The sequence below is a fragment of the Pseudomonas sp. NFACC13-1 genome (assembly GCF_900104425.1).
Classification (GTDB): domain Bacteria; phylum Pseudomonadota; class Gammaproteobacteria; order Pseudomonadales; family Pseudomonadaceae; genus Aquipseudomonas; species Aquipseudomonas fluorescens_AA.
Genome location: NZ_FMXV01000002.1, coordinates 409,171 through 434,402, shown reverse-complemented (window position 1 = coordinate 434,402; position 25,232 = coordinate 409,171). Strand labels below are relative to the sequence as shown.

27 protein-coding genes and 1 pseudogene are annotated in these 25,232 nt (G+C 59.7%); 14 read left to right on the top strand and 14 right to left on the bottom strand.

Going from position 1 to position 25,232, the window contains the following annotated elements:
- Nucleotides 1-200: 200 nt before the first annotated feature.
- The 3 genes from BLQ55_RS04435 (at nucleotide 201) to BLQ55_RS04425 (ending at nucleotide 1,641) form a co-directional block, all read left to right on the top strand.
- Nucleotides 201-560 (top strand): hypothetical protein, encoded by a 360-nt coding sequence (locus tag BLQ55_RS04435; RefSeq protein ID WP_256326527.1) that lies wholly within the window; start codon nucleotides 201-203, stop codon nucleotides 558-560.
- A 160-nt stretch (nucleotides 561-720) separates the two neighbouring features.
- Nucleotides 721-984, top strand: a complete 264-nt coding sequence (locus tag BLQ55_RS04430; RefSeq protein ID WP_176814179.1) for a hypothetical protein — start codon at nucleotides 721-723, stop codon at nucleotides 982-984.
- A 162-nt stretch (nucleotides 985-1,146) separates the two neighbouring features.
- Complete coding sequence (locus tag BLQ55_RS04425; RefSeq protein ID WP_176814178.1) at nucleotides 1,147-1,641, top strand: hypothetical protein; 495 nt, start codon at nucleotides 1,147-1,149, stop codon at nucleotides 1,639-1,641.
- Between the two features lie 524 nt (nucleotides 1,642-2,165).
- Here the strand turns inward: BLQ55_RS04425 and BLQ55_RS04415 are convergent.
- Nucleotides 2,166-2,408: pseudogene (locus BLQ55_RS04415) on the bottom strand (transposase); the annotation flags it as partial.
- 478 nt (nucleotides 2,409-2,886) lie between these two features.
- Between BLQ55_RS04415 and BLQ55_RS04410 the strand changes: the two are divergent.
- The 4 genes from BLQ55_RS04410 (at nucleotide 2,887) to BLQ55_RS04395 (ending at nucleotide 4,969) form a co-directional block, all read left to right on the top strand.
- A complete protein-coding gene (locus tag BLQ55_RS04410) occupies nucleotides 2,887-3,177 on the top strand; it encodes a DUF3077 domain-containing protein (protein WP_069970907.1) in 291 nt (96 codons plus the stop codon).
- Nucleotides 3,178-3,384: 207 nt separating this feature from the next.
- Entirely contained in the window at nucleotides 3,385-3,807 is a 423-nt protein-coding gene (locus BLQ55_RS04405; protein WP_143011690.1) for a hypothetical protein, read from the top strand.
- A 574-nt stretch (nucleotides 3,808-4,381) separates the two neighbouring features.
- Nucleotides 4,382-4,672: a DUF3077 domain-containing protein gene (locus tag BLQ55_RS04400; RefSeq protein ID WP_069970907.1), complete on the top strand. Its 291-nt coding sequence runs from the start codon at nucleotides 4,382-4,384 to the stop codon at nucleotides 4,670-4,672.
- 117 nt (nucleotides 4,673-4,789) lie between these two features.
- Complete coding sequence (locus BLQ55_RS04395; RefSeq protein ID WP_256326526.1) at nucleotides 4,790-4,969, top strand: hypothetical protein; 180 nt, start codon at nucleotides 4,790-4,792, stop codon at nucleotides 4,967-4,969.
- Nucleotides 4,970-5,420: 451 nt separating this feature from the next.
- Here the strand turns inward: BLQ55_RS04395 and yghU are convergent, their stop codons facing one another.
- From yghU to BLQ55_RS04370, 5 genes are all read right to left on the bottom strand, one after another.
- Entirely contained in the window at nucleotides 5,421-6,260 is an 840-nt protein-coding gene (yghU, locus tag BLQ55_RS04390; RefSeq protein ID WP_092252589.1) for a glutathione-dependent disulfide-bond oxidoreductase, read from the bottom strand.
- 43 nt (nucleotides 6,261-6,303) lie between these two features.
- Nucleotides 6,304-7,038, bottom strand: a complete 735-nt coding sequence (locus BLQ55_RS04385; RefSeq protein ID WP_092252587.1) for a substrate-binding periplasmic protein — start codon at nucleotides 7,036-7,038, stop codon at nucleotides 6,304-6,306.
- A gap of 28 nt (nucleotides 7,039-7,066) precedes the next feature.
- Nucleotides 7,067-8,410 (bottom strand): GGDEF domain-containing protein, encoded by a 1,344-nt coding sequence (locus tag BLQ55_RS04380; protein ID WP_092204310.1) that lies wholly within the window; start codon nucleotides 8,408-8,410, stop codon nucleotides 7,067-7,069.
- 1 nt (nucleotide 8,411) lies between these two features.
- Nucleotides 8,412-9,170 carry a substrate-binding periplasmic protein gene (locus BLQ55_RS04375; protein ID WP_092165057.1) on the bottom strand — a complete coding sequence of 253 codons (759 nt, stop codon included), beginning with the start codon at nucleotides 9,168-9,170 and terminating at the stop codon, nucleotides 8,412-8,414.
- A 123-nt stretch (nucleotides 9,171-9,293) separates the two neighbouring features.
- A complete protein-coding gene (locus tag BLQ55_RS04370; RefSeq protein WP_092252585.1) occupies nucleotides 9,294-10,289 on the bottom strand; it encodes an aldo/keto reductase in 996 nt (331 codons plus the stop codon).
- Nucleotides 10,290-10,403: 114 nt separating this feature from the next.
- Here BLQ55_RS04370 and BLQ55_RS04365 point away from each other — a divergent pair, with 114 nt between their 5' ends.
- Complete coding sequence (locus tag BLQ55_RS04365) at nucleotides 10,404-11,327, top strand: LysR family transcriptional regulator (RefSeq protein WP_092252583.1); 924 nt, start codon at nucleotides 10,404-10,406, stop codon at nucleotides 11,325-11,327.
- A gap of 7 nt (nucleotides 11,328-11,334) precedes the next feature.
- Here the strand turns inward: BLQ55_RS04365 and BLQ55_RS04360 are convergent, their stop codons facing one another.
- Complete coding sequence (locus tag BLQ55_RS04360) at nucleotides 11,335-11,946, bottom strand: TetR/AcrR family transcriptional regulator (RefSeq protein WP_092252581.1); 612 nt, start codon at nucleotides 11,944-11,946, stop codon at nucleotides 11,335-11,337.
- Nucleotides 11,947-12,130: 184 nt separating this feature from the next.
- Between BLQ55_RS04360 and BLQ55_RS04355 the strand changes: the two genes are divergently transcribed.
- Nucleotides 12,131-12,856, top strand: a complete 726-nt coding sequence (locus BLQ55_RS04355; RefSeq protein ID WP_256326525.1) for an SDR family NAD(P)-dependent oxidoreductase — start codon at nucleotides 12,131-12,133, stop codon at nucleotides 12,854-12,856.
- A gap of 36 nt (nucleotides 12,857-12,892) precedes the next feature.
- Complete coding sequence (locus tag BLQ55_RS04350; protein WP_092252577.1) at nucleotides 12,893-13,552, top strand: NADPH-dependent F420 reductase; 660 nt, start codon at nucleotides 12,893-12,895, stop codon at nucleotides 13,550-13,552.
- Nucleotides 13,553-13,632: 80 nt separating this feature from the next.
- Here BLQ55_RS04350 and phnE read toward each other — a convergent pair whose 3' ends face one another.
- From phnE to ppk2, 6 genes are all read right to left on the bottom strand, one after another.
- Nucleotides 13,633-14,400 (bottom strand): phosphonate ABC transporter, permease protein PhnE, encoded by a 768-nt coding sequence (phnE, locus tag BLQ55_RS04345; RefSeq protein WP_092252575.1) that lies wholly within the window; start codon nucleotides 14,398-14,400, stop codon nucleotides 13,633-13,635.
- Complete coding sequence (locus BLQ55_RS04340) at nucleotides 14,397-15,224, bottom strand: PhnE/PtxC family ABC transporter permease (RefSeq protein WP_092204317.1); 828 nt, start codon at nucleotides 15,222-15,224, stop codon at nucleotides 14,397-14,399. Before BLQ55_RS04340 ends, phnE begins: the two co-directional genes overlap by 4 nt.
- Complete coding sequence (locus tag BLQ55_RS04335) at nucleotides 15,218-16,018, bottom strand: phosphonate ABC transporter ATP-binding protein (RefSeq protein ID WP_092204318.1); 801 nt, start codon at nucleotides 16,016-16,018, stop codon at nucleotides 15,218-15,220. The genes BLQ55_RS04340 and BLQ55_RS04335 overlap by 7 nt, the downstream gene beginning before the upstream one ends.
- A complete protein-coding gene (locus tag BLQ55_RS04330) occupies nucleotides 16,015-16,866 on the bottom strand; it encodes a putative selenate ABC transporter substrate-binding protein (RefSeq protein WP_092204319.1) in 852 nt (283 codons plus the stop codon). Before BLQ55_RS04330 ends, BLQ55_RS04335 begins: the two co-directional genes overlap by 4 nt.
- A 283-nt stretch (nucleotides 16,867-17,149) precedes the next feature.
- Nucleotides 17,150-18,769, bottom strand: a complete 1,620-nt coding sequence (locus BLQ55_RS04325) for an inorganic phosphate transporter (protein WP_092252573.1) — start codon at nucleotides 18,767-18,769, stop codon at nucleotides 17,150-17,152.
- A 67-nt stretch (nucleotides 18,770-18,836) separates the two neighbouring features.
- A complete protein-coding gene (gene ppk2, locus BLQ55_RS04320) occupies nucleotides 18,837-19,754 on the bottom strand; it encodes a polyphosphate kinase 2 (protein ID WP_092252679.1) in 918 nt (305 codons plus the stop codon).
- Nucleotides 19,755-19,976: 222 nt separating this feature from the next.
- Between ppk2 and BLQ55_RS04315 the strand changes: the two genes are divergently transcribed.
- From BLQ55_RS04315 to BLQ55_RS04300, 4 genes are all read left to right on the top strand, one after another.
- Nucleotides 19,977-20,912 (top strand): Ppx/GppA family phosphatase, encoded by a 936-nt coding sequence (locus tag BLQ55_RS04315; protein WP_092204321.1) that lies wholly within the window; start codon nucleotides 19,977-19,979, stop codon nucleotides 20,910-20,912.
- Between the two features lie 251 nt (nucleotides 20,913-21,163).
- Nucleotides 21,164-22,261, top strand: coding sequence for a carboxynorspermidine decarboxylase (locus tag BLQ55_RS04310; RefSeq protein WP_092252570.1), 1,098 nt, complete (start codon nucleotides 21,164-21,166; stop codon nucleotides 22,259-22,261).
- A gap of 25 nt (nucleotides 22,262-22,286) precedes the next feature.
- Nucleotides 22,287-23,531 carry a saccharopine dehydrogenase family protein gene (locus BLQ55_RS04305; RefSeq protein ID WP_041476374.1) on the top strand — a complete coding sequence of 415 codons (1,245 nt, stop codon included), beginning with the start codon at nucleotides 22,287-22,289 and terminating at the stop codon, nucleotides 23,529-23,531.
- Nucleotides 23,532-23,832: 301 nt separating this feature from the next.
- Nucleotides 23,833-24,360, top strand: a complete 528-nt coding sequence (locus tag BLQ55_RS04300) for a GNAT family N-acetyltransferase (protein WP_092252568.1) — start codon at nucleotides 23,833-23,835, stop codon at nucleotides 24,358-24,360.
- Between the two features lie 105 nt (nucleotides 24,361-24,465).
- On the opposite strand, the gene BLQ55_RS04295 is transcribed toward BLQ55_RS04300, so the two are convergent.
- Nucleotides 24,466-25,221: an SIR2 family NAD-dependent protein deacylase gene (locus BLQ55_RS04295; RefSeq protein ID WP_092252566.1), complete on the bottom strand. Its 756-nt coding sequence runs from the start codon at nucleotides 25,219-25,221 to the stop codon at nucleotides 24,466-24,468.
- Nucleotides 25,222-25,232: the final 11 nt, after the last annotated feature.

Genomic DNA, 25,232 nt, shown 5'->3' with positions numbered 1-25,232 from the left:
CCTGTAAAGGATGTTGCACCTGCTAACTAGGTGCTGGCGGAAACACCCGTCAACGGCTATTTTTGCCGGCCTTGTTTCCCCAACCCATTAGGTGCTTAAAAAACCACCAATTGTGTAGAAAATTTGGTCTGTCTCGGAGGGCTGGAGGGATCCCAGCTGTCAATTGTTGTGAAACCAATCGTTACTGGAGGTTGAATCCAATGCAATATGTAAATCTGCTTGGGATGCACCCTGGTTGCGTGGAATTGCGACTATTTGCGAAAACATTCTTCGAAGCCCTAGGCGTTAATGATGGAGAAGAGCGCGAGAGCGATAACTACATTGATGGTTGTTATTTGAAGGGCTCCCTTGGTGGCATGATTTTCTCCGTCGCTATTTCAGACGAAAATGCGCATGAAGACGTACCATATTGGATTCACATTTCAGCGGACGTGGTTACACTTGACGCTCTGGAAGATGCGGTTTCTCAGTTGATTCGAGATAAGGTACTTCCAATGGGGTTTCAGTTGGCCCGCATTGTTAACTTATGCACGCGAGGTGAGCGGCGAATTGACTACTAACATGTCAAGCGTGATGGGGATTGTTTTAAGAGTATTATTGATGGGTGGCAGCGATAGATTTTGCAAATAACGAAATTTCTGGATTGGATCACGGCGACCAGCACGCTTGAGAAGTCAGAAGGCAACAGAGAGAAAGGGGCTCTAATAGATGAGGTTTGCAATGAGCGTAGTCGAAAAATTTGAGCTATCAGGTGGAGTTACGATCCTCGCCTGTAAAGGCTGCAACTCAAATATTGATGTCGTCGGCAAGCGGTTTTATCCGGTTTCTGGTGATAAAATTCGACAGCCTTTGACGATAGTTTGTGAGCGTAAGATGTTAAATAAACAGTCGAAACTTGATCAAAGGGTTTTTGAAGCAAAAGATGTTGTGGAGCTGTCGCGAGAAGAGGCAAGAAGTGGAGCTTGGCAATTGGTCTTAGAATAAGATCAAGAGGGCTTAATGGGGTGGGTAAGATTCTAACTAACTTGAAGTGGTGTTATCACGCTCTTTAAAGGATAAATAGAATGCTAACCATTGTTGGGTAAAAAAACATTGCGCAAAAATAGGTGCCGAGTTTGGCAAAAAAATTTTTTGAGGTTTTGGTAGATGACTTCTCCAATTATTTTTAGCTTGAGCGAAGATGATAAGTCGATGATGTTGGTTTATCGTCTTCAACATGACTTGGAAAGAGATTGCGAAAGAGTCTCTTTGGCTCAAGCTTTAACATTGGATAGAACTCGCCCGCTTATGGGTCTTAAAGGAACCTATGGGCTTTTCGGATCAGTAGATTGGTGGGATAGCATCCGCCAAGGACAAATGCCGCTGTTATTCGTTTCTGGCGTCATTTTGCGGGCCTATGTTGCGGGGCAAGATAAGTATCAAGCGAATAATATGCTTGATTTAGAGCTAAAAGACGGCTCGGTGCGAGCTGTTGGTATTTATGTCAATGACAGGGAAGACGTTCGGTTGTTTCGGCCTGGTTACAAAGCTAGTGTTGTATATGCGTTAGATGAGTTGAAGCAGCAGCCGGCTGCTGATGGTGGTGTGAATTATTCGAAGGTTGCATTAGAGATGGCGGTTTCGTTGCAGTCTGTTATATAGCGAAAACCAGTTTCGTTGGCAGCTTTGGGGCAGTGCGGGCAGACCAAGTCTTCTGTGATGTATTTTAATTGACTGAAGTAGTAGGGAATAAAAAAGGGTGCTGTCTCTTCTGGAGTTGACTAAGTTTTTGGTCCGACTTGTACGAAAGGACTCTCCATATGCCACGCAGAGCATGCGTCTCGATACCTGGCGTACCCTTGCGTTCAATTCTATGGGGCAACGAGGCATATTTGTTCCGAACGGTGATAGCTTGAATGGGTGGAAGCCATGGTGATGAAGAGGTTGATGAGCTTGGATGAAATGGAGCCAATCGCTAAGGAGGCTACGCGTCAGGCGTTAAGTGAGTATCCGGAACCGTCGAATGAGGATCAGTCCAATTGGACGCTGGGGAAATTCGAAACTGAGGGCGAGGGCGTGTTTGAAATATACATACCTTCCGAGCAGCCGTTGGACGCAAAGGTGATTAGTCGAACCCGAGTTGATCGCAAGACTGGGGCGGTCAACGTCGAGGTCTTCCTGAAGAGTTAGGCTCTGTACGAAAAGGAATGTCGCAAACACCGCATAGCAAAAGCTAACGAGACCATCGCAGCATAACTTTTCGCGAGCTTGTCGAGGCGTGTGACGATGCGGCGGCTTTCTTTCAGCCAGCCGAACATGCGTTCGATGATGTTTCGCAGCCGGTATTTTGGCCGATCGAAGAAGCGAAGCAAGCCCAAGCCGGGCTTGGGTTCGCGCTTCATGGATCGCAGAGGGCTTACCCGCTGGAGAAAACGGGACAGGCCCAGAGGGATCCGTCGTTTTCCCCGAGCCTTGCTTCATCCGAGCATTGGGTCCTAGCGTAGGAAACTTCTGAAAATCCCACCAAAAGCACTATTCTGGCCCTAAGCCTCTCGCCGGAGGTTTTCTGTCGCGTTACGCTCTGGATGTCGCTGCACATTCAGCGATCGGGCTTGGTAACCCGGTGGAATAAGGCGTAACAGTGCACGGACAGGATTGCAGGTTTTCAGGCCTGCGATTTTGTTTTATGGCAGCTGTGCGTGGGACGTCTTCTGACGTGCCGGTTTCCTTGATTCCCCGGTTTATCAACCTGCGCACAGCTGCCACCCATTCGCTTGGTAACGGATGCGGCAGCTCTTCGAATCAAGGGAGTTGAACAATGCATATCAATAGATCAAGAAAACGGCCTCATCTGCTCCGCAACTCTGTATCGCGGTCCCGCTGCATCTCAGTCAGTGGAGATAGCAAATGACCGAACAGGCAGAAGCAAAAACTATCGGCTACACCCCATTCCATTATTGCTCCGACCGTCCGCTGTTCCGCGTTAACGGCGGTGTCCCGTTAAATGAAGCGTTGCAACAAGCGTCAGATCTCTTGCATCTCGCCTACCGCCTTGCAGAGGATGCCACTTTCGAAAGGAAAACGGACCGCCATGCCTGGGCCGCTCATTATCTAATGGAGATGAGCAAAGCAGTGATTGATGATGTAGTGAAAGTCATGACGGTTAGGCCTGAGGGATCAAAACACTCCAATAGCTAACGGACACATCGAGACAGCAAGCATTAGATTCGCCGGAACGGGGGAAAAACGGGGTAGGCCACGATTATGGGGCGGACCGATTACATGAGCTCAAATTGTGGTCTGTCCCTGAGGGATCCCCAAAAACTGGTGAAATGAATTTGATGAAATACTACGAAACCGATAGCGTTAGGATAAAATTTTACCGATCAATTGCGAGTGAGAGTGATGTCCAGAATCTTATCTATATCTCTAAGCGTCCTTGGAATGTTGGGTTTGCCGCTGGTGTTGTCTGGCTGTTTTCTAGCGCGCAACTTGGAAGAGCAGGTTTTTTTATATGAGTTGCGCATTGTAAATAAACTTGCAGTGCCAATAGCTTACTGTGAAGACTTCGAAGCTGCGTCTTGTCCTAACGTGGTCCAGGGTGGAGGAAGTGAGCGAGAAGTTTTCAGTTCGTATGTCGGAAATCGCAGTGATGAAGATAAGCTAAGGTCATTCAATCGTCAAAAGATCAAGATATGTGGGGAACTCGTTGAGCTCAAGCTAATCAGCTCAGTTTCACCGGTAGTCAAGCATGACAAAGATCATTTCGAGATCATCATCGACACTGCGGTGACCGATAGGTTTTGCCAGTCGGAGGTATCAGGATAACGGGGACAAACCCTAATGGATCCCCACAAATCTACTCCAATGCCTGCGCCTCTTGATATACCTCTTCTCACAACGGGCGCTCAAGTCTCTCCAAGGTTCTCCGAGAATTTGAGCCGCGTCCACAAAACGTGTCTGTCCGCGATGTACTGCGAGCATTGGAACCTCACGTAGGAAACGTCTGAAAATCCCACCAAAAGCACTATTCTGGCCTTAAGCCTCTCGCCGGAGATTTTCTGTCGCGTTACGCTCTGGATGTCGCTGCACATTCAGCGACCGGGCTTGGTAACCCGGTGGAATAAGGCGTAACAGTGCACGGACAGGATTGCAGGCTTTCAGGCCTGCGATTTTGTTTTATGGCAGCTGTGCGTGGGACGTCTTCTGACGTGCCGGTTTCCTTGATTCCCCGGTTTACCAACCTGCGCACAGCTGCCACCCATTCGCTTGGTAACGGATGCGGCAGCTCTTCGAATCAAGGGAGTTGAACAATGCATATCGATAGATCAAGAAAACGGCCTCTTCTTCTCTGTAGCTCTGTATCGCGGCCCCGCTGCATCTCAGTCAGTGGAGATAGCAAATGACCGAACAGGCAGAAGCAAAAACTATCGGCTACACCCCATTCCATTATTGCTCCGACCGTCCGCTGTTCCGCGTTAACGGCGGTGTCCCGTTAAATGAAGCGTTGCAACAAGCGTCAGATCTTTTGCATCTCGCCTACCGCCTTGCAGAGGACGCCACTTTCGAAAGGAAAACGGACCGCCATGCCTGGGCCGCTCATTATCTAATGGAGATGAGCAAAGCAGTGATTGATGATGTAGTGAAAGTCATGACGGTTAGGCCTGAGGGATCAAAACACTCCAATAGCTAACGGACACATCGAGACAGCAAGCATTAGATTCGCCGGAACGGGGAAAAACGGGGTAGACCACGATTATGGGGCGGACCGATTACAGAAACTCAAATCGTGGTCTGTCCCCGGTTCCCCATGTTGATGGCCCATGAGCCGGATGTTGTGGATGCCGGCAAGAAGCTGCGGGGGTTTATCGCCGATCGCAAGAAGTGGGCGGATGTCAGGCCTTATCTGGACGAGTGTGTTTTTGCCCTGGCCAATGAGACGACTCCGGCGTCGGCGGGGGATAGGTACAAGCTGGAAGCCAACCGCTGAACAATTGACGAAAAACTGTGGGAAAAAACTGTGGGAGCGAGCTTGCTCGCGAAGACGTCGGCACATCCAGCATCGAGGCCAACTGATCCGACGCCATCGCGAGCAAGCTCGCTCCCACAGGAGGGGCTGTGCCAGTCGATAAACTGAGGTTCATCCCCCGATCCAAATGTGGGAGCGAGCTCGCTCGCGAAGACGTCGGCACATTCAGCATCGAGGCCAACTGATCCACCGCTATCGCGAGCAAGCTGCTCCACAGGAGGGGCTGGGCCAGTCGATAAACTGAGGTTCATCCCCCGATCCAATGTGGGAGCGAGCTTGCTCGCGAAGACGTCGGCACATTCAACATCGAGGCCAGCTGATCCACCGCTATCGCGAGCAAGCTCGCTCCCACAAGGGGGCTGTGTCAGTTGAGGAATTCAGGTTCATCACCGATCCGGCGTGCGACCTGGCCTCAGCCCAAATCCCCAGCCTCATGCCGCTCCGGCACCTGGCTCGCCTCATCCCCCCACGTGCGGTTGACCCGCTGTCCGCGCAGGACGGCGGGGCGCTTGGCAATGTCTTCCGCCCAGCGCTGCACATGGGTGTATTCGTGGGCACTGAGGAATTCGGCGGCGCCGTACACGTTGTTGCGCACCAGTTGGCCATACCAGGGCCAGACCGCGATGTCGGCGATGGTGTAGTCGTTGCCTGCCAGGTATTGGCTTTCGCCGAGGCGGCGGTCCAGGACGTCGAGTTGACGCTTGGTTTCCATGGTGAAGCGATTGATCGGGTATTCGAGTTTCTCCGGTGCATACGCGTAGAAATGCCCGAAGCCACCGCCCAGGTACGGGGCAGAGCCCATCTGCCAGAACAGCCAGTTCAGTGTTTCGGTGCGGCCCGCCGGATCGGTGGGCAGGAAGGCGCCGAATTTTTCCGCCAGGTAAAGCAGGATCGAGCCGGATTCGAAGACCCGAATGGCGGGTTCCACGCTGCGGTCCAGCAGGGCCGGGATCTTGGAGTTGGGGTTGATCTCGACAAAGCCGCTGGAGAACTGGTCGCCTTCGTTGATGCGGATCAGCCAGGCATCGTACTCCGCGCCCGTATGACCCAGCGCCAACAGTTCCTCCAGCAGGATGGTTACCTTCACGCCGTTGGGCGTGGCCAGGGAATAGAGCTGCAGCGGGTGCTTGCCAACCGGCAAGGTTTTGTTATGGGTCGGCCCGGCGACAGGGCGGTTGATGCTGGCGAAATGGCCGCCAGACGGGGCGTCGTTTTTCCAGACCTTGGGCGGAACGTAGGACGCTTTACTCATCGGGACATACCTCATCGTTGCTTGCGGTGTGATCCCCCAGAGTCTACCGCTGTTCGTTCATGATTCGTGCGACTTCACCGGAAGCCTTGAGTTCTTCGAACGCGCGTTGGGCCTTGGCGACGACTTCATCCGGCGTGCTCAGGCTGAAGGCCAAGTGGACCCTGTGGGGTTGTTCGTCGAGGATATAGACCTCTTCCAGCGAAGCGAAATCCACTTGCGCATCCTGGCTCATCAGGCGTGCGGTGTTCTCCGGCATCGGCAGCAATTGGATCTGGCGATTGAGCAGTTTCTGAAAGTTGTCGTGGTTGTTGGCCGAGATGACCAGCCGGGTGAACCCGCGCTGCTGCAGGTAAATCTGCTTGGCGTCGTTTCGTACCACGCCGATGCTGTACTGCTTGGCCTCCTCGAGGCTGCTGACGGTGATGTCGCGGTTATCACGCAGTTTATAGAGCCGGCTCGCCACCCGATGTATTTCACCCACCCATTTGAACAATGTCTCCCGGGCCGGGGTGCGGTCCAGCGGGAAGATCAGTACGTTGGGCTCGTGCAGCGCTTTTTCGTAGGCCCGGGCCCACGGGTACAGCGACAGGCTGTAGTCGGTGAGCTGCGCGTTTCTCAGTGTCTCCTCGGCAATGCGAATGCCCGGCCCGACGACCTTGTCGTCACGCTGATAGGCGTACAGGGAGTCTTCGGTGACGACTTCGATTGTGTCGGCGTGGCTTGCCAGGCAGATCGAGGCGAGTAGCAGGCATGAGCAGAGTGTCAGGCGAATGTGCATATGCAGACCTCATGGCGCGCGGTAGTCGTTACAGGGCAACGCGGTCGCGCCCCTGGTGTTTGGCCCGATACAGCGCCTGGTCGGCGCGTTGCAGCAATTGATCGAAATGGTCCATGGTCTCCGGGTCCAGTTCGGCAACGCCGATGCTCACGGTGACGAAAGGCGAGACCTTGGAGCCGCTGTGGGGCAGCTCGCGCTCCGCCAGGCTGGTGCGAAAGCGTTGAGCCGCTTGGCAGGCCTGTGCGGCGTCGACATTGGGCAGGACCACGACGAACTCTTCGCCGCCCACGCGGGCGGTCAGTTCGCCAGAGCGGCCGAACACGCTGCGCAGGGCCTCTGCGATTTCTTTCAGGCAAAGATCGCCCTGCATGTGGCCGTAGGTGTCGTTGTAGATCTTGAAGAAATCGACGTCGCACATGAGCACGGCCAGCGGGGTGTTGTGGCGGATTGCCCGACGAAACTCGATTTCCTTCAGTTCGTCGAAGTAGCGACGATTGGCCAGGCCCGTCAAGGCATCGTGACGGGACAGCGCTTCGAGCGATTGGTTGGCCGCTTTCAGTTCCGCGGTGCGTGCCTCCACCAGTTCGGCCATTTGATCGCGGCTGGCGGCCAGGGCCAGTTCGTCCGAATGCTGGCGTTCGAGGTGGGCGTACAGATTGTCCTGGAGTTCGTTGACCTGGAATTCCAGCAGGCTCAGTTCGTCCTGGCGATTCACCGCCCGTTGCAGCTTGAGGTGATGTTTGAGGGTATGCGGCGCGAGTTCGCCCAGGTGACGGGCGATATGCACCACATGCACGGTCACCAGGCGGTTGAACATGGTCATGACCAACCCGGCCAGCAGCAGGGACTGGATGAGCTGGGTGATGACGATGCTGCGTGCTTCGCTCCAGAGACGCTCCCACAGCAGGTTGTTGTCGCCTTCGATGGTCAGCTCACCGACTTTCTCATGGGCCCCGGCGTAGGGCTCGGCGATAAGCTGGCGATGCAGCACTGGCACCACGCCCGATTGACCGACGGCGTATCGATTGAGTTCGATGACTTCCGGCGCTTGCCCGGGGCGCAGGATGTTCAACACCACGCGCCCCACGGGGGCCGCCGCGGCGACGCTGGTGATTTGCTGGTCGAGGGATTCGCGGTCCAGTTCCCAAATGGCGTAGGCCAAGGTGTTCTGGAACACCTGATCGATCAGGGCCAGCTCCGAATTCATTTCCGCCAGGTTGTTTTCCCAGGCCAGCCAGGTACGCCAGGTGACCATCGCCAGGGTAAAGAACAGGCAGAACAACAGCGTTGCCAGCACCAGGCGCCGGCCCAGGGAGCTGAACGCCTTGGTCGGTGGTGGCTGGGACGCCGCCGTGCGGAAAGAGTCCCCCATGTCATAACCATTTGCGCAGGATGGCGTCGTAGACCCCATTGCGACGGATGGTCTCAAGGCCGGCGCGGAATTTCTCCACCGTCTCGGCCGGCGTCTTGCGACTGAACGCCATGCTCAGGCCGTCTGGGCTGCTCAGTTCGGGAAGGGCCAGCGAGCGGATCAGCACCTTGTCCGGGTCTTCGCCATTCTGGCGAGTCAGGTACAGCGCGTTGAGCTCGTTGGAAATCCACAGCTCCACGTGATCGACCTTGAGCTTGCGGTAGTTGTGTTCGTACTTGGTGCTCGACTGCAGTTCCTCGCCGATGCGAAAACCCTTCGAGACCAGGTATTGCTCGCCCACGTCCTGATTGACCGTGGCGATCTGGTGACCATGGGCGTCGGCCAGCGAGTCGAGTTTTACCGGTCGGTCCGCCAGCGAGTAGATGTACCACTGCGTCGGGCCAATGGTGCCCACCCACTGGAAAAGCGATTCGCGAGCAGGCGTGCGGACGATCGAATAGATCAGCACATTGCTTTCGTTGAGCGCCAGCTCGTAGGCCCGGGCCCAGGGCATGGGCTGGATGGGCGCGTCCATGCCGACCTCCTTGAGCACGGCCTGGACCACTTCGGTGCTCATGCCGGTCACGCGTCCGTTCTGCGTCATGTTGTAGGGCGGCAGCTCCTCCGTCACGATGCGCAGGGGTGTCTCTGCCGCGCAAGCGCTTGCAGCGAGGAACATCAGGACGCCCCACGTCAGCAGGCGATTCAGCGGCAAACTCATTGATCGTTACCCTATGCAACTGGCAGAGCCCGGCAAAGCCTGGGGCTATTATTGATAGGGTTATCGGCTGGGCTGGCGCCCGCTTGAGTCCGGCCTGTCGAAACCGACAGCCCAGCCGAAGGATCAACCGTTCAACAGCGTCATCGTCTGCGCCTGGTATCGATCGCCCGCCACCACGCCTTCGCCTGCGAAAATCCCATCCAGATGGGCCAGTTCATCAGCGCCCAACACCATTGAAGCCGCCGCCACATTGCTCTCCAGGTACTTGCGCTGCTTGGTGCCCGGGATCGGGATGACGTGGTCACCCTGGGCCAATACCCAACCCAGGGCCAGTTGCGAGGCGCTGATGCCCTTGTCCGCGGCCAAGGCCTTGACCCGTTCGACCAGCGCCAGGTTGCGCTTGAAGTTGTCGGCCTGGAAGCGTGGGCTGAAGCGGCGGTAATCGTCGGCGGCGAAGTCTTCCGGCGATTTCAGTTCGCCGGTCAGGAAGCCTCGGCCCAAGGGGCTGTAGGCAACGAACGCAATGCCCAGGCGCTTGCAGGTATCGAGCACGCCATTGTGTTCAGGCTCGCGGGACCACAACGAGTATTCGCTTTGCACCGCCGCCAGCGGATGCACGGCGTGGGCCCGTTGGATGGTCTCGGCGCTGGCCTCCGAGATGCCGAGATGGCGGACCTTGCCGGCCTTGACCAGCTCGGCCATGGCGCCGATGGTTTCCTCGACAGGCACTTCGGGATCGATGCGGTGTTGGTAGTAAAGATCGAGGTAGTCGGTTTCGAGGCGCTTGAGGCTGCCCTCGATCGATTGCCGGACGTATTCGGGACGGCCATTGACGCCCCGGGCATGGGGATCGCTGCTGCGCACCAGGCCGAACTTGCTGGCCAGGTAGAGGCTCTGCCGCTTGCCCCGCAGGGCTCGTCCCAGCAATTGCTCATTGGTGTAGGGCCCGTACATGTCGGCGGTGTCGAACAGCGTCACGCCCAATTCCAGGGCGCGGTGGAGCGTGGCAATCGCTTCTGCCTCGTCCACACCCGTGGTGTAGAAGTCCGACATGCCCATGCAGCCCAGGCCGATGGACGAAACGTTAGGGCCGTATTGGCCGAGTTGGCGGGTCTTCATGATGTTTTGACTCCTGGATATGAACGACCCGTTCAGTGTCTGATAAGCGTTTTTCTGGATAAATACACAAATATTGGTTTAACTATTCGTGATTCCTGAATAGTGGGGCGCACATTGGACCGACTACATGCCATGCAGGTGTTCCGGCGCATTGTGGAGCTGGGCGGCTTCGGCAAGGCGGCCGATGACCTTGGATTACCCCGTGCCACCGTCAGCCTGTTGATCCAGCAGTTGGAGGCTCACCTCGGTGTGCAGTTGCTACAGCGCACCACCCGCCAGGTGCGCGCGACACTGGACGGTGAAGCGTATTACCAACGCAGCGGCCAGTTGCTGGACGACCTCGCTGACCTTGAGAGCTCGTTGTCGGCGCAAAGGAGCCAGCCTCGCGGTACGTTGAAGGTAGACATGCCGATCGCTTTCGGTTGCACCTGGATCCTGCCGCGCCTGCCGGACCTCTACCGGCGCTACCCGGCGCTGCAACTGGACATCGGTTTCCACGATCGCCAGGTTCATCTGCAGCGCGAAGGCGTGGATTGCGCGATCCGCGCCGGGCATGTCGTTGACCAGGCCCTGGTGGCCCGGCCTATCGTGCGGTTGCATCAACTGACCTGTGCCAGCCCCGACTACCTGGCACGCTTGGGCACGCCCCGGGGGTTGGACGACCTGGCGGCCCATCGGGCCATCTGTTTTGCGACTGGCAATGGCCGCTTCTTCCCGTTCGAATTCGAGGTGGCGGGGCAGGTGCACGAATGGCCATTGAGCGGTGAACTGACCGTCAACAATGCCGATGCCTACGTGACCGCCTGCGAAGCGGGATTGGGCTTGATACAGGTGCCGCGTTACCACGTGCAACAGCAATTGGCCGAGGGCCGCCTGGTTGAAGTGCTGGACAAGTACCGCGTGCCGACCTGGCCCATATCGGCGGTGTACCCGCCCCATCGGCAACTGTCGCCACGGGTGAGGGTATTTATCGATTGGGTGATCGAGTTATTGCATGGCGTGGCGGATACGCAGCCGGCGTTGATGGTGCGAGTCTGACGGCCAATCATTGATTTGCCCTGGGTTCGCTTGCAGGGTTGGACGGCCAGGTCGACAACGCCTGCTCGACAACCGCCTCCAGGATCTCGCGGGTGAACCCAGCTTTGGCTTGAACGGCCATTCCGTGGGTCATGGCCATCACGAACGCGGCCAGCGCCGTGCAGTTGGCCGATTCCGGCAGGTCACCCTCGGTTTTCGCCCGTTCGAAGCGTTCCCGCAGCGACGCTTCTCCGGCTGCGCGTGCGTCGATCAAGGCCTGGCGGATGGGCTCGGCATCGTCCGAGCAGGCCAACGCGCCATGAATGCCAAGGCAGCCCTTGCGGTCCGGGTAGCGCGTATTCACCTCGACAGCCCCGCGAAGAATGTAGGCGGCAACGTCGCGTGAAGTGGGTTGTTCCAGCGCTGCCGGAAAGAAATCCAGGTAGTGCGCGTAGTAGCGCTCGAGTGCCCGGCGGAACAGCGATTCCTTGTTGCCGAACGCGGAGTAGAGCGCCGGGCGTTCCACTCCGGTGGCTTGCGTCAGGTCGGTGTAAGACGCGCCCTCGTAGCCTTTGCGCCAGAATACGCAAAGCGCCGCGTCCAGCGCCGTATCCACGTCGAACTCGCGTTGACGCCCCATCAGATCACCCCCGGCTTTTTCATAACGACCGATATTAAACTGCTTGACGGTCTCTGTCCAAATTCATACTGTTCGTTACGCTAACGCTCGTTACGGTTGGCAAGTGCCTTCTTGGCGAGGGCGTTCAGGCATTCATGAAGAGGATTTACCCATGCAGAAATTACTGGCAGGAAAGGTTGCGCTCGTGACAGGTGGTTCCCGAGGGCTCGGTGCGACCCTCGCGCAGGCGCTCGCCGAACTAGGGGCGGATGTTGCGATCAGCTATGTGGCCTCGGCCGAGAAGGCCAGGGCCGTGGTGGAAAAGCTCGAGGCGCAAGGCGTCCGTGCCCGTGCCATCCAGAGCGACCAGGCCGACAGCACGGCGGCCAAGCCATTGATCGACGAGGTGATCGCGCATTTCGGCAAGCTCGACATCCTGGTGAACAACGCGGCGATCGCCGTCCAGGGCAAGACGGTCGATGATCCCGATCTCGACACCGTCAATCTCGATCGCCAGTGGCAGGTCAACGTCATGGGCGCGGTGGCGACCACGCGTGCGGCGGCTCCGGTGCTGGCGGACGGTGGTCGGATCATCTTCATCGGCTCGCTCCTGGGCGGTCACGTACCGTTCGCCGGGGCGGCCGATTATGCCGGGACCAAGGCGGCCATCGTCGGCTATGCCAAGGGTGTCGCACGGGATCTGGGGCCGCGCAATATCACGGTCAACGTCGTCCAGCCCGGCATCATGCCGACCGACATGGCGGCACAAGTGCTCGGCGACGGCGTGCCCGAGGCGATCCTCGACCTGCACCCCATCCGCCGCATCGCCACGCTCGAAGAAGTGGCGGCCACGGTGTGTTTCCTGGCCGGGCCGAACGGCGCCTATATCACGGGCAGCGCCATCGATGTGGCTGGCGGCTTGAGCATCTGACCCCCGCCCCCAATCCAACACTGAGGTGAATGACTCATGACCACTATCGGCATCATCGGGGCTGGCGAAGTTGGCAGCCATATCGCGCGAGCGGCCATTGCGAACGGCTATGAGGTTGTCATTGCCAACTCGCGAGGTCCCGAGACGTTGCGCGGGCTGGTCGAAGCGCTGGGGCCGTCGGCGCGTGCGGCGACGGCTGCAGGCGCGGCCGCGGCGGGCGATTTCGTCATCGTGGCCGTCCCGCTCAAGGTCGACAACGATATGCCCGTGGAGGCGCTTGCAGGGAAGGTCGTGCTCGACACGAATAACTACATGGTCTGGCGTGACGGCCATATCCCGGTCATCGATTCGGGGCAAAAGACCGTCCATGAACTTCGCCAGGAGCAGCTGCCCACTTCCCGGGTGGTCAAGGCGTTCACCCACATCCAGGCGCCGCGGATCCTCACGTGGGGCAGGCCGGCCGGCTCTCCCGACCGGCTGGCCCTGTCAGCTTCCAGCGATTATGTCGATGCGTTGGAGATCGTCACGCGCCTGTACGACCAGTTCGGTTTCGACACGGTGGATAACAGCCCGTTGAGCGAGTCCTGGCGCAGTGCCCCCGGACAGCCGGCATGGAAGCAGGAGCGCCAGAGCCGATCCGAGCTGATCGCCAACCTTGCCAAGGCGCGTCTCGTCAAGGCTTCTGCCGTTGGGTGAACGTACCGATGAACACCTCGGACGCCTGGGCGGCCGGGTGTTCGCGCGGCTGCCCAGGGTATTGAGCGCGCCCGCGCTATTCAAGCCTTGACCCAACGCTGGCGGCTCCAGCCGCTCAAGGTATCGACGCCGAGTACCAATAGCAGCATCGCCAGGATGACCGTGCTGCCCTGGGCCTCCTGGAACAGGCTGAGGCTGACATAAAGCATTTGCCCAAGCCCTCCGGCACCGACAAAGCCGAGCACGCTGGCCATGCGGATGTTGTTTTCCCAGCGATACAGGACGTAGGCCAGCAGTTGCGGCATCAGGTTGGGCAGTGTCCCGTAGCAGAACGCCAATACGGCGTTGCCGCCTTGCAAACGGATGGCGTCGGCCGGTTCGGAAGGGGTATTTTCCAACGCCTCGGCGAACAGGCGACCGAGTACGCCGGTGGTGTGCAGGGCGAGCGCCAGGGTGCCGGCATTGGGACCGAGCCCGGCGGCCAGGACCATCAGTGCGGCCCAGACCAACTCCGGAACCGCGCGCAAGGCATTGAGTATCAGGCGCGAGGCACTCTGCATAGGCCAGCCGAAGCGTCCGGCCGCAGGCAAGGCCAACAGCAGACCGAACACCGCCGCGAGCAGGGTGCCGAGGGCGGACATGGCCAGGGTTTCCAGGGCTCCGTGACCGATTGCTTTCAGATGGCCGGGGCTCAGGTCCGGGCTGAGAAAACGCTGCGCATAAGCACCCATCCGCGCCAGGTTGCCGTCGTCGCCCAGCGTGCCCAGGTCGATGCCCAAGTAAAGGAACGATGTAATGACGGCTGCACCGATGGCCAGGAGCAGCACCAGATTGAACAGGCGATTCATGCCAGCCTCCAACGCAGAAGCCGGCTGAGTTGATCGGCAAGCAGCACCAGCAACAGGAACGTCAACAGCAGGCTGGCCACTTCGCCACCAGCGAACATTCGCAGCGACAGGTCCATTTGCTGGCCCAGGCCGCCGGCGCCGACGAAACCCATCACCACCGAGGCGCGGATGGCACATTCCCAGCGGTAAACCGTGTAGGACACCAGTTCCGCGGCGACATTGGGCAGGATCCCATAGCAGAAGGCGGCGAGCCGACCGCTGCCTGACCGCAACAGTGCGTGGGCCGGGCGCTGGTCCACCGACTCGTAGATTTCCGCATAGACCTTGCCCAGCATGCCGCTGTAGGTAATGGCAATGGCCAATACGCCCGCCGTCGGGCCGAGGCCGACCGCACGCACGAAGAGCAGGGCCCAGACGATTTCCGGGACGCTGCGCAGGAAGATCAGCAGGCCACGGACCGGCCAGCGCAGCCACTGTCCGCCGGGGCCGGGGTGGCCCCCTCGGGAGGCTGCCGACAGCGACAGGGCACGGCTGGCCAACAGGCTGGCGGGCACCGCCAGCAGCAACGCCAGAGCCATGCCGGCCGTTGCGATGGCCAGGGTTTGCAGGGTGGCCTGCCAGAGCAACGCAAGGAATTCCTCGCCATGGGCCGGCGGCCAGAAGGCTGACACGAAACGGCCCATCTCGCTTTGACTGTCACTCTTGAGCAGCACGCCGAGGTCCAATTCGCTGAACTGGATGCCCGGCCACAGCAACACCAGGGCCAGCAGACTGAGCAGCAGGCGAGGGCGGGTGGCGGGGTCTCGGGTATCGCGTGTCAGCATCGGGGAATCTGCACGCTCAAGGACGCGGGGGGCGTTGTTGGTGAAGACTGCAGCTGTTCGTTGGCGTAGAGCGTGTCGAGCAACGGACGGTCGACCGCCTCGGTTGGCAGGTCGAACAGGATCTGCCCGTCCCGCAGGCCAATGACCCGGGAAAAGTGCGCCAAGGCCAGTTCCACCGCATGCAGGCTGGCGACCAGGGTGACGTTGTGTTCCCGGGCGTGGCGGCAAAGCACCGAAAGCGTGTGCTCGGCCAATACCGGGTCCATGGCCGAAACCGGTTCGTCGGCCAGCAACACCTCCGGCGCCTGGTACAACACCCGGGCAATGCCCACGCGTTGCAGTTGTCCGCCGGACAGCTGCTGGCATTGCGCGAACAGTTTGTCGCCCAGGTCCAACTGGGCCAATGCCGCCCTGGCGCCTGGAATATCCAGCGGGTGCAACAGGTTCAACAGGCTTTTACCGATGCCCCACTGGCCGAGCTTTCCAGCCAGGACCGCCGTCACCACACGCTGGCGCGGCGGCAGGGGCGGCGATTGGTGAATCAGGCCAATACGCGCCCGTAAGCGCTGGCGCTGGCGGGCAGACAATTGCCAGGCGCGCTCGCCCAATATTTGCGTGTCGCCGCTATCCGGTTGCAGGGCGGTGGCCAGTACATTGAGCAAACTGGATTTCCCCGCGCCGGACGGGCCGATGATGGCGACCTGTTCGTTCGCGCCGATGTGCAAGTCCACGCCACGCAGCGCCTGGACGCCGTTGGCATGGGTAACGCTGACCTGGGTCAGTTGCAGGGTCATTTGAGCAGTTCGGCGGCGCGTGCGGCTTCCTCGATGCCCTTGTAGTTCTCAGGCTTGGTTTCGATGAAGCGACTGGCGGCTTGCAGGTCGAGGATTTCCTTGTCCTTCGGGTTGGCCGGGTCAAGTGCGAGGAAGGCCGCCTTGATCTTGGCCGCCAACGCGGGGTCGAGGGTTCCGCGCACCGTCCAGTTGTAGTCGAAGTAGGCTGGGGTAGTGGCGAAGACCTTGACCTTGTTCGTGTCGACCTTGCCAGCGGCGACCAGTTTTTCCCAGACGCTGGCGTTCAGTACCCCGGCGTCGACCTTGCCGGCCTGGACCCAGGCGACGGTGGCGTCGTGGGCGCCCGAATAGCCGACGCGGCTGAAGTAGCTCTCTGGCTTGATGCCGTCCTGGAGCATGAAATAGCGCGGCATGAGACTGCCGGATGTCGACGATACCGAACCGAAGGCGAACGTCTTGCCCTTGAGGTCGGCCAGGGACTTGACGGTCGGGTCGGCGGTGATGAATTTGCTGGTGAACTGGGCGTCCTGTTCGCGCTGGACCAACGGGATGGCGTTGCCGGTTTTCAGGCGCGCCTGGACGAAGGTGAAGCCCCCCAGCCATGCCATGTCGATCCGGTCGGTGGCCAGCGCCTCGACCACGGCCGGGTAGTCGCTCACCGGGACGAACTCGACCTTCATGCCGGTTTGCTGTTCCAGGTAAGCCCCCAGCGGCTTGAACTTGCGCAGCAGCTCGGTGGGGGCCTCATCGGGAATCGCGCTGACTTTCAGGGTGTCGGCGGCCTGCGCCAGCCAGCTGCAAAACGACAGGGCAACACCAGCGGCCAATGCCAGGGAAGGCTTGAGCATGGAAGATCTCCGGTAGAGAAAGGCAAGGAATGTCGAAGCATCACGCCCACATGGATGGCGGTACGCCGTTCTGTGAGGGTAGACGAAGGAGAGGGATGTTAACCGTTTCTGGTTATGAACTCACCCCGTTCCCTGTGGGAGCGAGCTTGCTCGCGATAGCGGCGTGTCAGTCACGAACCTTGCCACTGATCCTCCGCTATCGCGAGCAAGCTCGCTCCCACGGGGGCTGTGGTGGACGGGAGAACCGAGGCCTCTGTCAGGCGAGGCCCCGGCGGACAGCAGGTCAGAACAGCTTGGTGAATAACCAGTAGAGGCTGCCCGACAGCAGGATGGCGGCAGGCAGCGTCAGTACCCAGGCCATCAACAGGTTGCGGATGGTGCGCATCTGCAGGCCAGAGCCGTTGGCGACCATGCTGCCGGCCACGCCGGAGGAGAGCACGTGGGTCGTGGACACTGGCAAGCCGAACATGTCGGCGGCGCCGATGGTGAGCATGGCGACGGTTTCGGCCGAGGCACCTTGGGCGTAGGTCAGGTGGGTCTTGCCGATTTTTTCACCCACCGTCACCACGATGCGTTTCCAGCCGACCATGGTGCCCAGGCCGAGGGCGATGGCCACGGCGATTTTCACCCACAGAGGAATGAAGCGGGTGGAGGTGTCGATCTGCTGTTTGAACAATTGCAGCTGGGCGCTGGTGTCGGCGTCGAAATGACCGACCTTGTTCTTGTCCATCAGGCGAATGGTTTCACTGGTCAGGTACATGTCGTTGCGCACGTTGCCCACGGCTTCGGCCGGCACCTTGGCCAGCGAACCGTAGCCCTTGACCTCGGCGCCGATGCTGCCGGTCATGGCGGCCAGGGCCGGCACCAATTGAGGCGTCGCTTCCTTGCTGCCAACGTAGGTGGTAAGGATCGCTCGCGGGTCCGTCGGGGCCGGTAGCGGCGAGTGCTTCACCAGGGCTTGCTGGGTGACTTGCGCCACAGCGGCGAACTGCAGGGCCTGGTCGGCGGGCATGGTGCGGTTCAGCGCATACGCCATCGGCAGGGTGCCGACCAGGATCAGCATGATCAGGCCCATGCCTTTCTGGCCGTCATTGGAGCCGTGGGCGAATGACACACCGGTGCAGGTCAGGATCAGCATGCCGCGAATCCACCAGGGCGGCGGGGTGTTGCCTTCCGGGGCCTTGTACAGCGAGCGGTTCTTGACGAAGGCCCGCAGCGCCAGCAACAACAACGCCGCGCAGCCGAAGCCCACCAGTGGCGAGAGCAGCAGTGCATAGCCGATCTTGGTCGCCTGGGCCCAGTCCACGCCGCTGGTGCCGTCGCGCCCGTGCATCAAGGCATTGGCGACGCCCACGCCAATGATCGAACCGATCAGGGTGTGGGACGACGACGCCGGCAAGCCCAGCCACCAGGTGCCCAGGTTCCAGAGGATGGCGGCGATCAGCAGGGCGAAGATCATGGCGAAGCCGGCGGAGGAACCGACTTGCAGGATCAGTTCAACCGGCAGCAAGGCGATGATACCGAAGGCCACCGCGCCGCTGGCGAGCAGCACCCCGAGGAAGTTGAAGAAGCCCGACCAGGCCACGGCAACGTTCGGCGCCATGGAGTTGGTGTAGATGACGGTGGCCACGGCGTTGGCCGTGTCGTGGAAACCGTTGACGAATTCGAAGCCAAGGGCAATCACCAGCGCCACGCCTAACAGCAGGAATGGCGTCCAGGTGGTCACCACGGTGCCGAGTTCGTTCATGTCGTGCATCAGGCTGTAGGCGGTAAACAGCAGGCCGCTGCCCAGTACCGCGAAAAACACCACCAGGGTGAGCACGCTTGGCTTGCGGTTGAGTTGCGGTCTCGAGCTGGGGGCGATGGCACTCGAGGAGTCCATGGCCAGGGTCTGGTTTGTCATGATGAAATCCGGCTCAGTGAGCGGTGGAAGTGGGGGCTCGGTGCCGGGCGTCCCTGCCTGGCGGGTTTCAGTAGACCTGGGGCACGATGAGCTCCGGTGGCGTCGGACTGCGGGAGTAGTCTTCCTGGCGTACCCGCTGCGGCAGTTCGATGGTCGGCAGCTCCACCTCTTCATAGGGCATTTGCCCAAGCAGGTGATGGATGCAGTTGAGCCGGGCTTTTTTCTTGTCGTCGGCCTGCACCACCCACCAGGGCGCTTCGGCGATGTGGGTGCGTTCGAGCATGATTTCCTTGGCCTTGGTATAGGCCTCCCAGCGCCGGCGGGACTCCAGGTCCATGGGGCTGAGCTTCCATTGCTTGAGCGGGTCATGGATGCGGCTGAGGAAGCGCAGGTGCTGCTCCTGGTCGGAAATGGAGAACCAGTACTTGATCAACTGGATGCCGGAGCGGGCGAGCATCCGCTCGAATTCCGGCACGGTACGAAAGAACTCTTCGTACTGTTCGTCGGTGCAGAACCCCATGACTTGCTCGACCCCGGCGCGGTTGTACCAACTGCGGTCGAACAGCACGATTTCGCCCGCCGCCGGCAGGTGTGAAACATAGCGCTGGAAGTACCATTGAGTCCGTTCACGGTCGTTGGGAGCGGGCAGGGCGGCGACGCGACACACCCGGGGATTGAGCCGCTGGGTAATGCGCTTGATCACGCCACCCTTGCCGGCGGCGTCGCGCCCTTCGAACAGGATCACGACCTTGTGTCCGGTCTTGACCACCCAGCTTTGCAGCTTCACCAGTTCGCCCTGAAGGCGGAACAGTTCGCTGAAATACAGGCGTCGGGTTTCTTTCTCGCTGTTATCCGGGGCGTGTTCGTCGAACAAGGCGTTCAGGTCATGCCCGTCTTCGGATAGCTCCAGCTCCAGTTCTTCGTCGCTGTGATCGAGCAATTCGCGGTGGATGCGCTGTACCAAGGTGTCCTGGGTTGAAAGCATGATGGAAAACTCGGTCGTGGAGGCGCCATCCACGCTAGTTGCAATTTGTTACATAGTAGTGACGGTCATCTGTGCTTCATGCGCTGCCCTTGGCTAAAACAGTTACTGGGGCGCAAGGGGTGTCATTCAGGTGTCATCGAACCCATGGCAGGATCTTCACAAACCATCGTGGAATGCCCGCAGCGCTTGTGCCTGCTGGCTGATGAATCAAGGAACACCGCTATGAAAGGCGACGCCCCCCTGTTCGCGGCCATTGACCTGGGCTCCAACGCCTTTCGCCTGATGATTGGCCAGTCGGTCAAGCGCAATCGACAACGGGTGATCCAGGAAGTGAAAACCTTGCGCGAGCCGGTCCGATTGGCTGAGGGCCTGCAAGCCGGGGCACTGGACGAACTGGCGCTGGATCGAGGCTGGCAAGCCCTGGCCCGATTTGGCAAAAAGCTGCGAGGCTTCGAAGCCGGACGGGTGCGGGCGGTGGCGACCAGTGCCGTGCGCGAAGCGGCCAATGCCCAATTGTTCCTGGCCAGTGCCGAGCGGCACCTGGGGTTTCGGATCGACGTGCTGTCCGGACATGAGGAAGCCCGGCTGGTGTATGCCGGTGTCGCCCATGCGGTGCCCGGTGTCGAGCGGACACGACTGGTGGTGGACATCGGCGGTGGCTCGACCGAACTGATTCTGGGGCAGGGCGCTCAGCCGCTGATGACGGAAAGCATTGCCATCGGCAGCGGCACCTTTGGCGCGCGTTACTTTGCGGGCGGACGCATCACCGCTCAAGCGCTGCTGGAGGCTGAACGCGTGGCGGTCCTGCAGTTTGAAGCGGTGGCGGCGCGTTATCGCGCGCAGGGCTGGCAGCAGGTGATCGGCTCTTCCGGTACGGCGCGGATGTTGGCCAAAGTGCTCAAGGCCAATGGTCTTAATGACGTTGGACAAGGCGGCATTACCTACAGCGGGTTGTTGCGCCTGTCGTTGCGGCTGCTGGAAGTCGGCCATGTCGACCGCCTCAGATTGGCCGGCTTGCAGAGCCATCGCCTGGGCATCCTGCCCGGTGGCCTGGCGATCATGCTGGCGGCGTTCAAGGTCTTCGGCATTACAGACATGATCGTTTGCGAAGCGGGCCTGAGGTTTGGTGTCCTGCATGACCTGATGCATAAACACTGATCATCAACGGCCTGTTGTGCAAGGCCGGTTACCCGCGACGGCTCAAGGTCGAGCGTCAGCGCCCTTTGGTTATCCTCCCTTTGCCAGATTCAGCATTTGGTCGCCTGGGCGGCCGGTATGTCCGGTGATCGCAAAGCGTCGATCCGGATCAGGATGATTGCGCGAACGGGGCTTTTCGCTCTTTCGATCTGCAGTCAGTGAAGGCACAATGCGCATCCTTTTTTGGCTCGCCTTGCCCGGAGGCCTCGAAAATGATCAAAACGCCGTACTACCTCATCGACAAACAAAAGCTGCTGGCGAACATGCAGAAGATCGCCTATGTGCGTGAGCAGTCCGGGGCCAAGGCCTTGCTGGCGCTCAAGTGCTTCGCCACCTGGTCGGTGTTCGACCTGATGCAGCAGTACATGGACGGCACCACGTCGTCGTCGCTGTATGAACTCAAGCTCGGCCGGCAGAAATTCGCGGGCGAGACCCACGCCTACAGCGTGGCCTGGGCCGACGATGAAATCGAGGAGATGCTCGCCAACTGCGACAAGATCATCTTCAACTCCATCGGCCAGTTGCAGCGCTACACCGAGGCGTCGGCCGGCAAGGTCCGCGGCCTGCGGGTCAACCCGCAAGTGAGCAGCTCCGATTACCTGCTGGCCGACCCGGCGCGCCCGTTCAGCCGCCTGGGCGAATGGGATCCGGTGAAAATCGAACAGGTCATCGAGCATATCTCCGGGTTCATGTTCCACAACAACTGCGAGAACGGCGATTTCGGTTTGTTCGACCAGATGCTGGGCACGATCGAGGAGCGTTTCGGTCATCTATTGCATAAGGTCGAGTGGGTCAGCCTCGGTGGCGGCATCCATTTCACCGGCGAGGGCTACGCCCTGGACGCCTTTTGCGCACGGCTCAAGGCCTTCTCGCACAAGTATGGCGTGCAGGTCTACCTGGAACCGGGCGAGGCCGCGATCACCCAGAGCGCGTCGCTGGAAGTCACCGTGCTCGACACGCTCTACAACGGCAAGCACCTGGCCGTGGTGGACAGCTCCATCGAGGCACACATGCTCGATCTGCTGATCTATCGCCTGGACGCCAAGCTGGCACCGAGCGAGGGTGAACACACCTACATGGTGTGCGGCAAATCCTGCCTGGCTGGAGACATCTTTGGCGAATACCAATTCGATCGTCCGCTGGCGATCGGCGATCGGCTGTCGTTCATCGACGCAGCAGGTTACACCATGGTCAAGAAAAACTGGTTCAACGGCCTTAAAATGCCGTCCATCGTTGTGAAGCAACTCGACGGCAGCGTCGAGATGGTTCGCGAGTTTGTTTACGACGACTACTTGTCCAGCCTCTCTTGAGTTGGCGGAAGGAGAAATAAAGAAATTGAAGAAGAACGTACTTATCATTGGTGCAGGAGGTGTCGCCAAGGTGGTGGCCCACAAGTGCGCGCAGCACAACGACGAACTCGGTCGTATTGCTATCGCGTCGCGCAACATCTCCAAATGCCAGGCCATCATCGACAGCGTCAAGGCCAAGGGTAGCCTCAAGCAACCCGCCGACATCAAGGCCTTTGCACTGAACGCTCTGGATGTCGAAGCGACCAAGGCGCTGATTCGCGAAACCGAGTCGCAGATCGTCATCAACGTCGGCTCTGCTTTCCTCAACATGTCGGTGCTGCGTGCCTGCATCGATACCGGCGTGGCCTACCTGGACACCGCCATCCACGAAGAACCGGGCAAGGTCTGCGAGACGCCGCCCTGGTACGGCAACTACGAGTGGAACCATCTCCAGGAGTGCCAGGAAAAGAACATCACCGCCATTCTCGGCGTGGGCTTCGACCCGGGTGTGGTCAATGCCTATGCGGCACTGGCGCAACAACAGCATTTCGACCGCATTGATTCGATCGACATTCTCGACGTCAATGCTGGCTCCCATGGCAAATATTTCGCCACCAATTTCGATCCGGAAATCAATTTCCGCGAGTTCACCGGACAGGTGTGGAGCTGGCAGGACAGCCAGTGGACCAGCAACACCATGTTCGAGGTCAAGCGCACCGACGACCTGCCAGTGGTCGGCTCGCAGAACCTGTACCTGACCGGCCACGACGAAGTGCACTCGCTGTCGAAGAACCTCGACGTGCCCAACGTGCGTTTCTGGATGAGCTTCGGCGAGCACTACATCAATGTGTTCACCGTGCTCAAGAACCTCGGCCTGCTGTCCGAGCAACCGGTCAAGACCGCCGAAGGCCTGGAAGTCGTGCCGCTGAAAGTGGTCAAGGCCGTGCTGCCTGACCCGAGCTCGCTGGCGCCGGGCTACACCGGCAAGACCTGCATCGGTGACCTGGTCAAGGGCGTCAAGGATGGCCAGCCGCGCGAGATGTTCATCTACAACGTGGCCGACCACGAGGACGCCTACGCCGAAACCGACAGCCAGGGCATTTCCTATACCGCCGGCGTGCCACCCGTGGCCGCGGCCTTGCTGGTGGCCCGTGGTGAGTGGGACGTGCAGCGCATGGTCAACGTCGAAGAGCTGCCTGCCGAGGCGTTCCTCGAGGCGCTCGATGTGATGGGCCTGCCGACGCGCATCAAGGACGAGCATGGCGACCGTCCCTGGAACCAAAACGCCTGAAGGACTCCAGGCAGGTTCCATCCTGGCTCCCTCGGTAGGAACTGCAGAATCGCTCTGGATTCTGCAGGCGATTGAACCAGGAGATTCACCGGCGCGTGACTACCTGGCAATCTGCGGGAAGCCTTGAAGAAATGCTCCGTATCGAAAGGTACGGAGCATTTTTCGTTTAGGGCCCCCATCAAATGACCCCGCGGCGAGGGCGCTTGCTCCCGCTGGGCTGCGCAGCGGCCCCAAAGAAACCCTCGCCATGAACGAACACTCGACCTTACGATGCGCTTCACGGCCCCAGGAGAAGCCATCAGTGAAACCCTTCAGAATTCGCGAGCTGCAAATGACCGATGTGCAAGCGCTGCTGGCCTTCGAAACCCATAACCGTGAATGGTTCGAGTCGCAGATCGACGCACGGGCCCCTGCGTTTTATTCATGGACGGGTGTCACCGAGCACATTGAAGGCTATCTGGCCGATTTCGCCGTGGGCGTCTGGCACCCGTTTGTGATCGAAGACGCCAGCGGGAGAATAGTGGGGCGGGCGAATTTGAAAGGCATCCATTCACCATGCGGTTGCGCCGAGGTGGGCTATCGCATCGATCAACGCGCTTGCGGGCAAGGGCTGGCGACGCAGGCCCTGAAACATCTGATCGAGGCGGCGCGGATGCGCTGGGGGCTTACGCAACTGGTGGCTTATGTCTATGAGCACAACATCGGCTCAAGGAAGGTCCTTGAGCGGTGCGGGTTTGTGCCTGAAGCGCTGTCTTGTGACCATCAAGCCGGGAGTTCTTCCAGATGGTGTAAAACCATTCAAGTAGAACTCCCGACGATCCAGTCCTGAGGCCTCACGCAATGTTACAGCGTGACTGCGGCAATTCATGATCGGCCTGGGCGGCGACATCCTGGTTCAGTTCAGCGATGTCGGGCAAGCCTTGCAGGCGATTTCTCAGCCCAACGCCTCGACCAGCCTCGGCAACCAGTGGGTCGCATCGCCCACCAGCGTTTTATCGGAAGCGGCCCCCATCGGTTCGATATTGATATGCACCAGCCAGGCGCCATGCTCGGTTGCCAGTGTTGGAATCCGTGCTGCCGGGTAGACCTCTCCAGAAGTGCCAATGGAGAGCATGACGTCGCAGTCGCGGGCTGCGCTGAAGGCCAGGTCCAGTTCCCGTTCCGGCATTCCCTCGCCGAACCAGACGACATTGGGGCGGATCCGGCCGTCGCAGTGCGGGCAGCGCGGGGGTTCCAGGCTGTCGCAGTCCGGCCCGACATCCACGGGCAACGCGCCCAGGTAGGGACGATTGCACTGGAAGCAACGCGCGCTGGCCAGATCACCGTGAAGGTGAATCACCTCCTTGGACCCGGCGCGTTCGAGCAGGTCGTCGACGTTCTGTGTGATGACGGTCACGCGGGGCAAGCTCTGGGTCAGCCTGGCGACTGCCCGGTGCGCGTCATTGGGGTGCGCTTCGTTAACCAGCGTTCGGCGCCAGCTGTACCATGCCCATACCAGCGCAGGGTCTTTGGCGAAGGCGGCGGGGGTGGCCAGTTTCTTTGAGTCGTAACACGCCCAGAGGCCGGTCGAGGGATCACGGAACGTGGAGATACCGCTTTGTGCGGAAAGGCCGGCACCGGTAAAAATGGCAAGGTGCCTGGCCGCTCGCAGGCGTTTCACCGTTTCAGCGAAAATGACTTCTGAATTCATCGTCTCAACCC

Coding starts and splice junctions, on each gene's coding strand:
- BLQ55_RS04335 (WP_092204318.1), bottom strand. CDS start 16,018: ATGACCCTGCAACTGACCCAGGTCAGCGTTACCCATGCCAACGGCGTC.
- BLQ55_RS04435 (WP_256326527.1), top strand. CDS start 201: ATGCAATATGTAAATCTGCTTGGGATGCACCCTGGTTGCGTGGAATTG.
- BLQ55_RS04430 (WP_176814179.1), top strand. CDS start 721: ATGAGCGTAGTCGAAAAATTTGAGCTATCAGGTGGAGTTACGATCCTC.
- BLQ55_RS04330 (WP_092204319.1), bottom strand. CDS start 16,866: ATGCTCAAGCCTTCCCTGGCATTGGCCGCTGGTGTTGCCCTGTCGTTT.
- BLQ55_RS04360 (WP_092252581.1), bottom strand. CDS start 11,946: ATGGGGCGTCAACGCGAGTTCGACGTGGATACGGCGCTGGACGCGGCG.
- BLQ55_RS04405 (WP_143011690.1), top strand. CDS start 3,385: ATGTCCAGAATCTTATCTATATCTCTAAGCGTCCTTGGAATGTTGGGT.
- BLQ55_RS04380 (WP_092204310.1), bottom strand. CDS start 8,410: ATGGGGGACTCTTTCCGCACGGCGGCGTCCCAGCCACCACCGACCAAG.
- BLQ55_RS04310 (WP_092252570.1), top strand. CDS start 21,164: ATGATCAAAACGCCGTACTACCTCATCGACAAACAAAAGCTGCTGGCG.
- yghU (WP_092252589.1), bottom strand. CDS start 6,260: ATGAGTAAAGCGTCCTACGTTCCGCCCAAGGTCTGGAAAAACGACGCC.
- BLQ55_RS04315 (WP_092204321.1), top strand. CDS start 19,977: ATGAAAGGCGACGCCCCCCTGTTCGCGGCCATTGACCTGGGCTCCAAC.
- BLQ55_RS04425 (WP_176814178.1), top strand. CDS start 1,147: ATGACTTCTCCAATTATTTTTAGCTTGAGCGAAGATGATAAGTCGATG.
- BLQ55_RS04375 (WP_092165057.1), bottom strand. CDS start 9,170: ATGAGTTTGCCGCTGAATCGCCTGCTGACGTGGGGCGTCCTGATGTTC.
- BLQ55_RS04295 (WP_092252566.1), bottom strand. CDS start 25,221: ATGAATTCAGAAGTCATTTTCGCTGAAACGGTGAAACGCCTGCGAGCG.
- ppk2 (WP_092252679.1), bottom strand. CDS start 19,754: ATGCTTTCAACCCAGGACACCTTGGTACAGCGCATCCACCGCGAATTG.
- BLQ55_RS04385 (WP_092252587.1), bottom strand. CDS start 7,038: ATGCACATTCGCCTGACACTCTGCTCATGCCTGCTACTCGCCTCGATC.
- BLQ55_RS04350 (WP_092252577.1), top strand. CDS start 12,893: ATGACCACTATCGGCATCATCGGGGCTGGCGAAGTTGGCAGCCATATC.
- BLQ55_RS04325 (WP_092252573.1), bottom strand. CDS start 18,769: ATGACAAACCAGACCCTGGCCATGGACTCCTCGAGTGCCATCGCCCCC.
- BLQ55_RS04410 (WP_069970907.1), top strand. CDS start 2,887: ATGACCGAACAGGCAGAAGCAAAAACTATCGGCTACACCCCATTCCAT.
- BLQ55_RS04340 (WP_092204317.1), bottom strand. CDS start 15,224: ATGCTGACACGCGATACCCGAGACCCCGCCACCCGCCCTCGCCTGCTG.
- BLQ55_RS04400 (WP_069970907.1), top strand. CDS start 4,382: ATGACCGAACAGGCAGAAGCAAAAACTATCGGCTACACCCCATTCCAT.
- phnE (WP_092252575.1), bottom strand. CDS start 14,400: ATGAATCGCCTGTTCAATCTGGTGCTGCTCCTGGCCATCGGTGCAGCC.
- BLQ55_RS04370 (WP_092252585.1), bottom strand. CDS start 10,289: ATGAAGACCCGCCAACTCGGCCAATACGGCCCTAACGTTTCGTCCATC.
- BLQ55_RS04395 (WP_256326526.1), top strand. CDS start 4,790: ATGTTGATGGCCCATGAGCCGGATGTTGTGGATGCCGGCAAGAAGCTG.